Consider the following 13,019-nt stretch of genomic DNA (forward strand, 5'->3'; position numbering starts at 1 on the left):
GTTGGGCAGGGCGGGGTCGAGCTGGCGGGCGTACCAGCGGCTGTGCTGGTTCTTCGAGGCCACCTCGCCGTAGCCGGTGACGTACGACTGGTTGAGCGCGTTGCGGCCAAGGAGGTAGTCCATGCCCTCGCGTACGGCCGCCAGATACTTCTCCCGCCCCGTCAGGTCGTACGCCGTGGCCACGACCACCAGGTTGTTCAGCACCAGGTTGTTGGAGCCCCAGTCGAAGTCCGGCGGGTTGTACGGCAGCCCGTACGGGTGCGCCTTCTGCACGGCGAGATACTTGTCCGCCCCCTCGATCACCGACCTGCGCACCCGGCCACGGTCGGGGATCGTGTTCGGCACGGTCGCCAGCTCCAGCCGGCCGAGCTGCGCGGTGTTGCCCCAGTCGAACCCGCGATCACGCCAGACGTCGCCGGTGTGGTGCGGGGATTCCAGGACGAACGTCTCGAACTCCTTCTCGCCCGTCGTGATGAACAACTCCGCCGCCGCCCAGTAGAACTCGTCGCTCACGTCGGCGTCGTTGTAGGCGCCGCCGCCGACGCCGTCCGCCGGGTCGGCGTACCGCTCCGGGTTCTCCTTGGCCGCCGCCCACGCCTTGCGGGCCGCCTCCAGGTTCCGCGCGGCGAACGCGGCGTCGTACGGTGCGAACAACCGCGCCGCCTGCGCCGCCGTCGCGGCCAGGTTGAGGGTCGCGGCGGTCGACGGCGGGTGCAGCTCACGCAGCTGAGGGTCCAGGTGCGGCAGCAGCGGCAGCCCGGTCCAGTTCTGGTCGTGGATCTTGTGGTGGGCCATCCCCGCGTACGGCTCGCCGTCCGGCACCTGCATGCTCAGCAGGAACTCCTGCTCCCAGCGGGCCTCGTCCAGCACGTCGGGAACACCGTTGCCGCTCTCCGGGATGGCGAGCTGCCGGTCCGTGAACGCCGCCTTGTTCCGTTCGTAGGCGGACATGAGCTGGTGCACCGAGATGCCGCCGTTGACGACGTACTTGCCGTGGTCGCCGGCGTCGTACCAGCCGCCCTTGACGTTCAGCGTGTAGTCGCAGACGCCCGGCTGGCACGGCACCTCCACGTCCCCCTGGTTGGGCGCGACGCCCGCGTGGCCGGCCGGTCTGCCGTAGCCGGGCCTGAGCGTGTCGAGGATCTCGATGCCGCTGCGCTGCGTGTAGTAGAACTTCAGCGCGTCGACCGGCAGCTCGTCATAGAGGTCGGCGGCGATGTCGAACGGCCTGCTCGTCTCGCCGTCCGCCGTCACCGTGTAGCCCTTGCCCGGCTTGCGGTGGGCGCTGAAGTCCAGGGTGTGCACGTTCTCGCCGGAGCTGGCGTCCACGCCCTTCGGTGTGGTTTTGCCCTTGGCGACGGTCTTCTTGCCGGCGTCCTTGAGCTCCCACTCCAGTGCCGTGGTCGCGGCGGTGACCACGGTGGCCTTCTTGGGGCCCGCCGGGAGGTAGCCGACCATGTTCACGCGCACGCGCGGTCCGGTGTCCGGCTCGTACTCCTCCGGCTCGGCCCCGCCCTTCAGCGAGACGTCGTCCATGCAGAACCTCCATGGCTCGGCGCTGCCGCCCAGTTGGAAGACGACCTGGGCGTCCGGCAGCGACGCGGGTGCGGTGAACGTGTAGGAGTAGTCGTTGCCCGAGACGCTCAGCTCGGGGGCGGCCGACAGGTACTGCGTCCACGGGTCCACCGGGAGCTGGATCAGGGCGCGGCCGACCTTGGCGGGGGTCGCGGAGGCGGCGAACCGGTACGCGTACGTCTCGCCCGCCACCAGCGGGATGCCGTCCTGGCCGATGATGACGTCCCACGGGTTCGCGGTGCCGCCGGGGACGTCGGCGCAGAGCCGGCCCTCGTCCACGGCGAGGGTGAGGTTCGGGGTGCCCCACCAGGGGGCGGTGCCGGCGTCGAAGGTGCCGTTCACGATCTGCTCGGGTCCCTCGTCGGCGTGCGCCGCCACGGCCGGGGATGCGGCTGGGGAGAGGGCGACCATGGTGAGGAGGGCCAGTAAGGCGGCCCGGCATCGGGTCATGGAGGTCCTTCGTCATCGGTGGGAGCGCTCCCAATCGGCGCGCGACCCCGATAGTGCGGTCCTGGAGGCCGCCCCGTCAACGCCCTGGCCCTGCCTGCCACCGTGACCCCCGCAAGACCCTGAAACTTTCACGCCGAGCCTCGGGGACGGCTGCATGGATCGGGAGGCTCGGGCAGTGGTGTCAGAACACAAGCGCCGGGCGAGAAATGTGGATCACTCGCGTCCAGCGTTCACTCAGGACAGGAGAATCCTGTTTTGATCGCCATTTCTCGATCTTTCGCGCATTCCAGCTCGGACTGGATCTGCAATTTCTCGAGCTGTGAATTCACCGCATGACGGTTGCTGAGCCCGCCCATGACGACCGCGACGGGCACGGCGGCTATGGCGCAGACAAGCGCGGTGACGGCCAGCCGCCTGCCGCCCTGGCTTCTCACCACCAGAGCAATGGTGGAAAGGATGCCGGCGATCACGGAGACAGGCACTGTCGCCATCCACCACATCACCTCGACCCAGGTTGCCGTCAATGCGGTCACGAGCGCGATCGAGCTGATCACGACAGCGACGACCGCCAGCGCCTGGCTGCGTGACGAGAGGACAGGCGGCGCGTTCGCGCCAACGCCTGCCCTGTGCCGCCGGCCGTACGCCGGCTGAGTGGCTCCTGGCGGGAACGCCCCCTCCCGATCCTGAGGGCCGTACCGGTGCATCAGCGACTCCTGGGACGTCCGGTTCAGATCGTTCACCTTATCCAGGGGGCGATAATCGTCAGTAGGGCGCAAGGCGGACAAATGCCGGACATTGACCGGTACCCGAGCTTGGTAAGCCGATCGTGTCCCGTCAGTTCCGTGCAGGGGTGAGGCGCCGGGCCAGCTCCATCGCACGGTGATGGTCGTAGGCGACGGCCAGGCGCTCGGCGGCCGACACGGCTTCGAGCGCAGCTCTTCCCGCCGCACGTTCCTCACCGGCCGCGGCCAGTACGAGGGCCCGCGCCCATCCGATCCTGGCCGCCGCCCCCGGGGTGCGGGACAGGTAGCCGGTCAGGTGGGTGTGCAGGCGGCGGACGGCCGTACGGTCCGGCCACGGCGCGAGCTCCCACAACACCTCGGCCAGACCCGCCCAACACTCGAACATGCCGGGTTGCGCGGCCGGCAACCCATCCGCCAGCCGCAACGCCTCGGCCAGCGCGGCCCGTGCCACACCCCGCGGGTCCTCGACAGAGGCGCGGAGGGCGAGGCGGGCGGAGAGGGTGAGCAGGCGCATCTCCTGGACCGCCTGCCTGACCGGCCCGTCACGCAACCCCAGCTCCTTCTCATGCGTACGCCGCCGTTCGGCCGACGCCCGAGCCCCCTGCAGCACCTCGCCGATCCGCTCCACCGCCACCCCGTCCATCCGCAGCAGCGCCTCCGCCTGGCCGGTCAGGCACCAGTGGCGGCCGATGTCGTCCCCGCCCACGCGCTTGACGGCCAGGTCCTCCGTCGCGGCGAACAGCTCCGCAGCCTGCGCGAAGTCCCCCCGCCACAGAGCGGTCTCCGCGAGCATGCCCGCGCAGTGCTCCGCCATCCTCGGGTCGAGAGTCCTGGCCCGGCCCTCGGCGAACGAGCCGGTGGCCTGCTCGAACGCGCCCGCGTGGAGCTGGTCGAGCCCTCTGGCCAGCCGGGCGCGGCAGGCGGCGTCCGTCGGGCGCTCGATCCCGGCGAGCGCGCGGTCGGCGAGCGCCCCGTAGCGGGTGGCCAGGCGGTGGCGGCCCGCGATGCGGACGATCGTGGTGAAGTTCGCGTAGGCCTCGGCTCTCAGCGCCGGATCGGTGCCGCGCTCGGCGGCGTTGAGCTGGCGCAACGAGGCGGCCAGCATGGTGGGCAGGTCCTGCTGGAAGTAGGCGAGCCTGGCGAGCAACGTCAGCGCCTGCGCGGCCTCGGGCCCGGCGGCGTCCGCGCGCACCCGCGGCAGCAGGCGGTGCACGGCCTGCCGGGCGGCGGCGGTCAGCGCGGCGGCGGCGAGACCGGCGGGGGAGGAGGGCAGCGGCTCGCCCACGGTGTCCAGCGCCTCCCTGGCCAGGCGGGTGGCCTCGGCCTCCCTGGCGAGCTGGTGCTCGCTCACCGCCGCCATCCACAGCCGGCGGGCACGCAGGGGAGGGGTCTCCCGCGTACGGGCGAGATGGCGCAGGACGACGGCGCCCGACTCCTCGTAGAGGCGTAATCGCAGGCAGAGCGTCCAGTAGTGGTCCAGGAAGCGCGGCTGGTCCGACGCGGCCCAGGCCAGCCGGATGTTGTCCAGCTCGGGGCCGAGCACCCGGGTGACCTCGGTGTCCGAGGCGTCCTGGAGCGCGGTGGCGTGCTCGTCGAGGAGGCGCGCGAAGTGGGCGGCGTGCCGCCGGCGTACGGCCGTGCACGTCTCCGGGTCCTCCTCCAGGTGGGAGGCGGCGAACTGCTGGATGAGCGGGTGCAGGACGTACCGGCCCGAAGGGGCGAGGCTGAGCATGCTGTGGTCCACCAGCTGGACCAGCACCTGGGACGTGGTCCTCGCGACCTCCAGCGCCGAGCCCAGCGTGCAGCCGTTGCGGAACGTCGACAACGCCGCCAGAGCCTGCCGCCCTTCCGCGTCCAGCAGGTGCCAGGACGTCTCGAAGACCGTACGCATGCAGTTGTGCCGCGGCCGGGCGGCGGGCCCGGCGGCCGACAGCAGGCCGGGATCCAGGCCCAGGCGCTGGGCCAGGTCCTCGATCGGCACGGCCCGCAGCAGGCCGGCCGCCAGCTCGATGGCCAGCGGCAGCCCGCCGGTGGTGGCGCAGATCGCGGCCACGAGGGCCGCCTCACGGACGGGGTCGAACGCCGGCCGCGCCCGCAGCGCCCGGGCCGCGAACAACGTCTCCGCGGCCGGTCCCGGCAGTCCCTCCACGAGTACGGCCGCCTGGCCCGGCACGTCGAGCCGCCGCCGGCTCGTCGCCAGGATCCGCACGCCGGGAGCCACGCGCAGGATCTCTCCGATGACCGCGTCGAAGGCGGGAAGGTGTTCGAGGTTGTCCAGCACGAGGAGGCCCGAGCGCCCGGCCAGGGCGGACAGCAGCAGCTCCAGGGCGGGACGCGGGGGTGACAGGTCCACGGCGAGCCTGCGGGCCAGCATGGTGACGGCCGCCTCCGCCCGCACGCCCGCGAACGACACGAACCCCGCCTCCGCTTGCGCGCCGGCGGCGGCGATGGCCAGGCGGGTCTTGCCCACGCCGCCCGGACCCAGCAGGGTGACGAGGCGTTCGCGGGCCAGCAACCGCCGCAACCGCCGGACGTCGGCGTCCCGGCCGATCAGTTCGGTGCCGGGCACGGGCAGCGCCGCGCGGCGGGCGTACGAGGGCGGCGGCGCGAGCTCCCGGCGGACGGCCTGGGTCGCGGGGGCGGGTTCGACGCCCAGCTCGGTGGCAAGCCGCCGGCGCAGCTCCTCGTAGCAGGCCAGCGCGCCCGCCCGGTTGCCCGCCCTGGCCAGCGACGTCATGAGCAGCCGGTGCGCCTCCTCGTCGTACGGATCCAGCTCGGTGACCACCCGGGCCAGCCGGACCACGTCGTCCGGCTCGGCGGGGGCGCAGCGTACGAGCAGGTCCCGCAGCAGCGAACGCACCCGTGCCCGCTCCGACTCCAGCCAGCAGGAGAAGGCGGGCGCGTCGCAGAAGGCGACGCCGTCGAGGAACTCGCCGCGCCAGAGCCGCAGCGCCTCGGCCACCGCCTGGGCCCTGACGAGCCGGCTGTGGTCGACGAAGCAGCCGTCGCTCTCGCGGAAACGTACGTGGTCGCGGGAGATGTCGAGCCAGCGGCCGACCTCTCTGCGCAGCTCGGTGAGAGCGAGGCGCAGGCTGCCCCTGGCGTTGGCGTCGGGGCGCTCGCCCCACAGGAGCCCGGCCAGCTCGGTGCGCGGGCACGGCCCCGGCGTGGCGGCGAGGTAGCAGAGCAGGGCCCTGGACTTGGCGGAGCGGATGGCGACGGGTTCCCCTCCGATGGCCAGTTCCGGCCTGCCGAGCAGCAGGAGCGTCAGCGAGGTCCCCATAGCGGCAGGCTAGGAGCGATCGGCCGCCCCGGCTGTGCCGGACGCTACGGACGGCGTGTGCTCTGCACTACTGACCTGGGCGCTCACGATGCGCTCACGCTGCTTTCCGCACTCTGGCGGCGCGTTCCGCGAAGGTCGCGGAAGGGCAGCACATCGAGGAGAAGGCAGCATGCGCTCTCACAAACTGATCGCGGCGTTCGCCCTGGCCCTGGGCATGGCGGCGCCCGCGGTGCTGGTGGCGAGCCCGGCCACCGCCATGGCGACGTCGTGCTTCGTGGAGCTCCACGACGTCGACGCCAGCAACGTGGCGGAGCAGGACGGGCGGGACGAGCTCCGCTTCCTGGTGCAGGGCAACCTGTTCCCCAACAACGGCGCTCACAACATGCGAAGCGGGGACGACGCGAACCCGAGCGACTTCGGCAACCCGACAGGGGCCATCAACAACGGCGTGAACGTGGCCTTCAACCTGCGCGAGGTCACGCGGCCGGCGCTCGGCCAGGGCGACAGCCTGGGCTCGGCGGTCGCGGAGGCCTCCACCTGCGACGGGCTCACCGTCGGCCAGACCCACATCGACACGGACATCATCTCCGGTACGGACGAGACGGCGTACTCGTACACGGTCAAGCTCAAGCTGACCGGGCTGTAGCCGTCCGAGACGTGGGCCCCGCCGCACGCCGGCGGGGCCTTCGTCGCGCTAGGGGGCGCCGGCGGGCCGCCACATCGGCCAGAACACCGTCCCGTCCGGCAGCGCGAACGTGCCGCGCCCCTGGTAGCCGTTCCTCGTGTACAGGTCGCGGTTGCGCGGGTCGCTGGCCTCCAGGTACGCGGGCAGGCCGTCCAGCCGGGCATGCTGGTAGCGCAGCAGCGCGGTGCCGAGCCCCTGCCCCTGGCAGTCGGGGTGGACGGCCAGGAAGGCGAGGTAGTGGCACGGTTCGGCAGGGCGGTGCGAGGCGAACAGCGTGTCGAGCGCCCGGAACCGGTCGGCCCACTCGCCGGTCGCCTCGCCGAGGCGGCGGTCGTACCCGGACGGCGGTGACGACGGAGGGACGGCCGGGAACCAGACCGCCGCCGCGGGGCCGTCGTCGATGAGGTGCACCTCGCCGTGCTCGATCGCGTGGTCGACGAGGATGCGGTAGGAGGCGGCGATGACCCTGCGCCGCTCGCGGCGTTCGGGCACCAGGTATCTGACGACCCTGAGCTCGGCGAACGCGGTCGCGATGAGCTCGGCGACCTGGCCGGCGTCGCCGGCCTCCGCGTGCCGGACGGCCGGTCTCATCGTGAACGTCTTTCCCATGGCCCAGGGTCCTCTCGTCGCGTGCGGTGTCCTGGGCGGCCCCGCGCCCGCTCACGAGCGTAGACCGCTGTTCGCCCGCGTGGGAAGACGACACGAAATCCCAGGTCATGCCCGGTATTGGGCTTGATGTCCAGCGCCGGGTACGGTCGGTCCCATGGCCGCCTTCCGAACGGGATCCGCAGCGCTGGTCACCTTGGCCGCGCTGTCGGCCGCGTGCGCCGGGGCCGTGCCCGCCGTGCGCCAGGCGAAGGCGCCGGTCGCTCCTTCCGCGGCGTCATCGCCCACCGGCCAGGGCGGTCCGCTGGCCGGCAAGATCGTGGTGATCGACCCCGGCCACAACGGCGGCAACGCCGCTCACCGCGAGGAGATCGACCGCCTGGTCGACGTCATCACCGGCCGCAAACCCTGCAACACGATCGGCACGGAGACCCGCGCCGGTTACCCGGAGCACGCCTTCACCTGGGACGTCGCGAACCGGCTCAAGCCGTTGCTGGAGGAGATGGGGGCGAAGGTCGTGCTCACCAGGCCCGACGACAAGGGAGTCGGTCCCTGCATCACCGAGCGGGCGGCCATCGGCAACGAGGCGAGGGCGGACGCGGTCGTGTCCATCCATGGGGACGGCGCCGCCGAGAGCGGGCACGGGTTCCACGTGATCATGCCGGGGCTGATCGCCGGGCACAACGACGCGATCATCAAGCCGTCGAGGCGGCTGGGGCTGGCGATCCGCAAGGCGTATCGGGTGGGGACGCGCATGCCGTACGCCACCTATGCAGGGCGTGACGGCCTGCAGACGCGCACCGACCTGGGCGGGCTCAACCTGTCGAAGCGGCCTGCGGTGTTCATCGAGTGCGGCAACATGCGTAACAGCCGCGACGCCGCCAGGATGAGCAGGCCGGCCTTCCGGGAGCGCATCGCCACCTCGCTGGCCGCCGGGCTCAGGCAATATCTCCGCTAGCGCGACACCGTGACGGCCGGTCAGCCGTCGCGGCACAGTGGCTTGCCTCCGACGACGCAGGCGATGTCGTCGAGCTGGCAACTGAGGAGGGTGCCGTCCATGCCGAGCACGAGCACCAGGTCGCGCCGCGACCGGTGGGCCAGCATGACCCTGCCGACCACGCCATTGTCCAAGATCACGGTCGGGCGGCCTGCCACGTTCTCCATACCCTCGGGACTCCTCTCAGGTGCGGAACAGGCCTCACGCCGGATCCGTCACCACCAGCATGCACAGGCTTGCGCCATAAGCGCATCGGTCATCGGGTTGTATTTCCGGATCCACCAGGGAAGCACGGCGCTCCAGTGGCCGGGAAAGCGGGCTGACGAGAACGTGTTCTGCCCAAACCTTCATGTCCGGATCCGTAGGACGTCCCCTGCTGGGCGGGGGCGCCCGAGTAGGATGACGAGCAAGTCCCCCGAGGCAGGGAGGAAGGCCCCTAGTGACCGAGCTAGAACGTGTTCCGCCCGGTGTGGACCCTAATGTTCCGAGTTCTGCGCGGGTGTACGACTATCTGCTCGGAGGCAAGGACCACTTCGCCGTCGACCGGGCGGTGGCGGAGAAGCTGCTCGCGGTCGCGCCCGATTCCCGCCTCGTCGCCAGGGCCAACCGCCGCTTCCAGGTGGAGGCGGTGCGCCATCTGGCACGGCAGGGCGTACGCCAGTTCATCGACCTCGGCACCGGCATCCCCACCTCGCCCAGCATCCACGAGGTCGTCCGCGGGGTGCATCCGGCCTGCCGGGTGATCTACGTCGACTACGACCCCGTGGCGCGGATGCACGCCCAGGTGCTGCTCGCCGACTCACCCGGCGTCGAGGGCATCCAGGCCGACCTGCGCCGCCCGGCCGAGATCCTGAGCGACCCCCACGTCACCGGGCTGATCGACTTCGACCAGCCGGTGTGCCTGCTGATGGTCGGCGTGCTGCACTTCGTCATGGACGACGAAGACCCGGCCGGCATCGTGGCCGCCTTCAGGAAACACCTGGTGCCGGGCAGCCACCTCGTGCTCTCCCACGCCATGGCTGAGAGCGACCCCGAGGCGATCGCCCAGCTCGCGATGGCGACGGCCGGCTCGCCCGCGCAGGGCAGGTTCCGCGGGCGCGACGAGGTGCTGCGGTTCTTCGACGGGTTCGACCTGATCGGGCCCGGCCTCGTGCCGGTGCAGGACTGGCACATCGACGCCGACGACGCCGCGATCCCGCTGATCGACGGCACGCCGCACCTGCGCGTCGACGGCGGCGTGGGGCGGCTCAGCGCCGGCCCGCCCCCGAATAGTCCTTGAGGTCGATGTTCGTGGCGAACTTGTCGGTCAGCTTCAGCATCATCCCCAGCAGGAAACCCGACTTGAACATCAGGTTGCGCAGCCGGATGCGCGTGCGGGTGGCCGGGGCGAGGAAAGGGCCCGCGTTGCCGTTTCTGGCCACCCTGGCATATCCGCGCAACTGCTCCTCATAGCGGGCGAAGGCCACGCGGTGGTCGCCCCCGGCCGCGGCCAGCTCGCCCGCGAGCACATAAGCGCCCACCACGGCCAGGCCGGTGCCGAAGCCGCCCAGGGTGTTGCCGTACGCCGCGTCACCGAGCAGCGCCACCCGCCCCGCACGGTAACGGTCGATCCTGACCTGGGCGATCGCGTCGAGATAGACGTCGTCCGACGTGCGCACCTGCTCCATGACGGCGGCCGTCCGCCAGCCCATGCCGGCGTAGACGCGGGCCAGGACGTCCTTCTGCTGCTGGAGGTCGTAGCGGTCGTAGTCCAGAAGATCGGAGGCGAACACGAAGAACGCCGACGACCCGCCCACCGCGACCATCCTGCCAGGCTCGTTGTACATCATCGCCCGCGCGCCGAAGCCACCGTCGACGCCGGCCAGGGCGTAGTAGTGGCCGAGGTGCCTGACGTGGCGGGACTCGGGGCCGAACACCAGGCGGCGCACCTGGGAATGGATCCCGTCCGCGCCCACCACCAGGTCGAACGTGCGGGGCGCGGCCCGCTCGAAGGTGACGTGCACGCCGTTGGGGGTCTCGGTGAGCGAGGTGATCGAGTCGCCGAAGACGTACTCGCAGTCCGCGGAGGTCCTGTCGTACAGGAGCTGGGACAGGTCGCCACGGTTGATCTCGAGGTCGCCGCCGCTGAACGTGCCGGGTATGACCGCGAGCGTCTCGCCGTTCGCGTCGACGATCTGCTGGTCGGTGCCGCCCGTCTGGAGCCTGCGCACGTCGTCCAGGATGCCCATGCGGGCCAGCACGGTGAGGTGGGCCTCACCCTTGAAATCGACGGCCTGGCCGCCGAGGCGCAGCGCGGGGGCCTTCTCGACGACGGTGACGGCGAAGCCGTAGCGGGCGAGCCAGTGGGCGAGCGCGGGGCCGCCGATGCTCGCCCCGGAGATGAGGACGCTGGTGTTCTGCATGCCCGGCAGCCTCGCGCCCGCCGCTGACAAGCCGGCGACCACCCGCTGACACAGCGGCGCGAACCCGTCAGGGGGTGGCCGCGCGCAGCGCCTCCCGCGCCTTGTCCCCGCTCATGGACGCGCCCCTGGAGAACGCCGCCGCGAACGCCTCAGGCCCCAGGATCTCCGTGGCGGCCGCGGCGATCCTGGCCACGTCGGGCTCGCCGGCGACGGACGTACCCCGCAGTGCCACCGCCGCCCCCAGCAACTGCGCCGCCCGCTCCGCGCCGGGTGTCCGCTCGTCCGGGCGGCGCCCGGCGAGCGCGAGGCCGGCGAGCCCCTCGGCGACGTCGGCGAGGTCGGCGGACAGAGGAGACTCCAGCACGGCGGCCAGCGCCTGCTCGTGCCTGCGGGCCGCCTCGGAGACGTCGCCGGTGGCCTCGGCGAGCCGGCCGAGAGCGGTGAGTACGTGCGCCCGGGTGGCGTCGGCCGTGAAGCCGCGGAACTGCACGCCGGCCAGCGCGGCGCCGAGCCGCCGGGAGGCCTCGTCGAGATCGCCTTCGAGCCTGGCCAGGTTGCCCAGCCGCAGGTGCACCCACGCCGTCAGCTCCGGCCTGCCCAACCGCCGATCGAGGTCGCCCACACGCGCGTAGTCGGCACGCGCGCCCGCCACGTCGCCGGCCCGCAGGCGCGCGTCCGCCCGCCTGCCCAGCACGTCCACCTGCTCGTCCAGCGCGCCGAGCTCTTCGAGCCGGTCGAGCGCCTGCTTCCACAGCTCCATGGCGCGGGCCCAGTCGCCGCGCCAGCCCGCGAGCACGGCGAGCCAGTCGAGCGCCTGCGCCGTCCCCCACCGCTCGCCCAGCGCGTGGAACTCGGCGAGCACCGATGCGAGTTCCCGTTCGGCCTCGACGACGGAGCCGTTGTGCAGCACCAGCAACGTCGTCCCGAGCCGGCTGAGCGCCCTGCTCCACGGGTCGGCGTCCAGCACCCGCCGCCCCGTCGTGCCGTTCTCCGGCGGGCCGGTGATCATGCCCCAGAGCGCCACGCCGAAACGGTGACGCATCGGCCCGCCCAGCGAGCCGACGATCGTGCGTGCGCGATCCCAGTGCGGCGATCCCGCGTCGGGTACGGCGTGCAGGACGGCCAGCACGTACTCCTCCGCCAGCCCGGCGGGCGGCTCCCCGGCGGCGGAGTCGAGGAGCCCGACCGCGTGCCCGAAGGCCTGGCCGCGCCGCCCGCTCAGCCACCAGTACATGGCCAGCGCCGCCACCAGCCGCCAGGCCGTCGGCTGGTCGTGGGTCACACTCCAGCGCAGCGCCGCCTGCAGGTTCGCGTTGTCGGCCGACAGCAGGGCCAGCCAGTGGAGCTGCTCGGACCGGCAGAGGTGCTCGTCCGCGCGGCGGGCCAGCTCCAGGAACCAGGTGGCGTGGGCCTGCCGCAGCCGCTCCTCCTCGCCCGCCTCCGCCAGCCGTTCCAGGCAGAACAGGCGGATGGTCTCGAGCATGTGATAGCGCTCGCCGTCGGTCTCGACCAGCGACTTGTCCACCAGATCGGCGAGCCGGCCGGCGCCGGGCTCGCCGCAGACCCGCTCGACCGCCTCCAGACCGGCGCCTCCTGTGAACACCGCGAACCGCCTGGCCAGCGTCTGTTCCTCCGCGTCGAGCAGGCTCCAGCTCCACTCGACGGTCGCGTACAGCGTCTGGTGGCGGGCCGCGGCCGTCCGGTCGCCGCGCGAGAGCAGCCGGAACCTGCCGTGCTCGGTCAGCCGGGAGGCGATCTCCGCCACGGACAACGTACGCACCCTGGCCGCCGCCAGCTCGATGGCGAGGGGCAGGCCGTCGAGCGCCGCGCAGATCCGCAGAACCGGGTCCATGGTGTCCGGGGCGAGCACGAACCCGGGTCGTACGGCCGCCGCCCTGTCGGCGAACAACCTGACCGCCGGGTAGCCGAGCGGATCGCCGGCCGCGGCGGCGTCGCGCGGCGGGTGCGGGGTCGTCCCCGCGCCGAGCGATGGGGTGGGCAGGGGCGCGAGAGGGACCAGGTGCTCGCCGGTGATGCCCAGCGGCTCTCGGCTGGTGGCCAGGACGGTCAGGAGGGGGCAGGCGGACAGGAGGCGGCGGGCCAGCGTGGCGGCCTCGGCGATCACGTGCTCGCAGTTGTCCAGGATGAGCAGCAGGTCCTGCTCGGCCAGTGCCGCGACGAGGCGTTCCGCGGGGTCGGGTGGTGTGGTGGACAGTGCCCCGGCGGGCGGCCGGAGCGCGGGCTCTCGCAGTCCGAGGGCCCCGAGCACCACCTGCGC

The 13,019-nt window shown here is 72.4% G+C and carries 10 protein-coding genes; 3 read left to right on the forward strand and 7 right to left on the reverse strand.

Annotated elements, in window-relative coordinates:
- From E1295_RS43560 to E1295_RS43570, 3 genes are all read right to left on the reverse strand, one after another.
- Window positions 1–2,025, reverse strand: a 2,025-nt coding sequence (locus E1295_RS43560) for a glycoside hydrolase family 9 protein (protein ID WP_246081104.1), incomplete at its 3' end; no start/stop codon positions are given.
- Window positions 2,026–2,255: 230 nt separating this feature from the next.
- A complete protein-coding gene (locus E1295_RS43565; RefSeq protein ID WP_132640501.1) occupies window positions 2,256–2,765 on the reverse strand; it encodes a hypothetical protein in 510 nt (169 codons plus the stop codon).
- Window positions 2,766–2,859: 94 nt separating this feature from the next.
- Window positions 2,860–6,051, reverse strand: coding sequence for an ATP-binding protein (locus E1295_RS43570; RefSeq protein ID WP_132640503.1), 3,192 nt, complete (start codon window positions 6,049–6,051; stop codon window positions 2,860–2,862).
- Window positions 6,052–6,220: 169 nt separating this feature from the next.
- Between E1295_RS43570 and E1295_RS43575 the strand changes: the two genes are divergently transcribed.
- On the forward strand, window positions 6,221–6,697 hold the full coding sequence (locus E1295_RS43575; RefSeq protein ID WP_132640505.1) for a hypothetical protein: 477 nt from the start codon (window positions 6,221–6,223) through the stop codon (window positions 6,695–6,697).
- Between the two features lie 48 nt (window positions 6,698–6,745).
- Here E1295_RS43575 and E1295_RS43580 read toward each other — a convergent pair whose 3' ends face one another.
- Window positions 6,746–7,345, reverse strand: a complete 600-nt coding sequence (locus E1295_RS43580; protein WP_220449192.1) for a GNAT family N-acetyltransferase — start codon at window positions 7,343–7,345, stop codon at window positions 6,746–6,748.
- Window positions 7,346–7,499: 154 nt separating this feature from the next.
- Here E1295_RS43580 and E1295_RS43585 point away from each other — a divergent pair, with 154 nt between their 5' ends.
- The gene (locus tag E1295_RS43585; RefSeq protein WP_132640507.1) at window positions 7,500–8,300 is read left to right on the forward strand and encodes an N-acetylmuramoyl-L-alanine amidase; all 801 of its coding nucleotides are present in this window, start codon (window positions 7,500–7,502) and stop codon (window positions 8,298–8,300) included.
- Window positions 8,301–8,320: 20 nt separating this feature from the next.
- On the opposite strand, the gene E1295_RS43590 is transcribed toward E1295_RS43585, so the two are convergent.
- Window positions 8,321–8,506: a hypothetical protein gene (locus tag E1295_RS43590; protein ID WP_132337192.1), complete on the reverse strand. Its 186-nt coding sequence runs from the start codon at window positions 8,504–8,506 to the stop codon at window positions 8,321–8,323.
- Window positions 8,507–8,808: 302 nt separating this feature from the next.
- On the opposite strand from E1295_RS43590, the gene E1295_RS43595 reads away from it, so the two are divergent.
- Window positions 8,809–9,618: an SAM-dependent methyltransferase gene (locus E1295_RS43595; RefSeq protein WP_281284807.1), complete on the forward strand. Its 810-nt coding sequence runs from the start codon at window positions 8,809–8,811 to the stop codon at window positions 9,616–9,618.
- Here the strand turns inward: E1295_RS43595 and E1295_RS43600 are convergent.
- Both E1295_RS43600 and E1295_RS43605 read right to left on the reverse strand, forming a co-directional pair.
- Window positions 9,587–10,741, reverse strand: a complete 1,155-nt coding sequence (locus E1295_RS43600; RefSeq protein ID WP_132640511.1) for an FAD-dependent monooxygenase — start codon at window positions 10,739–10,741, stop codon at window positions 9,587–9,589. The genes E1295_RS43595 and E1295_RS43600 overlap by 32 nt on opposite strands.
- 67 nt (window positions 10,742–10,808) lie before the next feature.
- A partial coding sequence (locus E1295_RS43605) for an ATP-binding protein (RefSeq protein ID WP_132640513.1) occupies window positions 10,809–13,019 on the reverse strand: 2,211 nt, incomplete at its 5' end.

The sequence above is a fragment of the Nonomuraea mesophila genome (assembly GCF_004352805.1).
GTDB lineage: Bacteria > Actinomycetota > Actinomycetes > Streptosporangiales > Streptosporangiaceae > Nonomuraea > Nonomuraea longispora.

Excerpts from the sequence above, each read along its gene's own strand:
- E1295_RS43570 (WP_132640503.1), bottom strand. The coding sequence starts at position 6,051 with ATGGGGACCTCGCTGACGCTCCTGCTGCTCGGCAGGCCGGAACTGGCC.
- E1295_RS43575 (WP_132640505.1), top strand. The coding sequence starts at position 6,221 with ATGCGCTCTCACAAACTGATCGCGGCGTTCGCCCTGGCCCTGGGCATG.
- E1295_RS43580 (WP_220449192.1), bottom strand. The coding sequence starts at position 7,345 with ATGGGAAAGACGTTCACGATGAGACCGGCCGTCCGGCACGCGGAGGCC.
- E1295_RS43585 (WP_132640507.1), top strand. The coding sequence starts at position 7,500 with ATGGCCGCCTTCCGAACGGGATCCGCAGCGCTGGTCACCTTGGCCGCG.
- E1295_RS43590 (WP_132337192.1), bottom strand. The coding sequence starts at position 8,506 with ATGGAGAACGTGGCAGGCCGCCCGACCGTGATCTTGGACAATGGCGTG.
- E1295_RS43600 (WP_132640511.1), bottom strand. The coding sequence starts at position 10,741 with ATGCAGAACACCAGCGTCCTCATCTCCGGGGCGAGCATCGGCGGCCCC.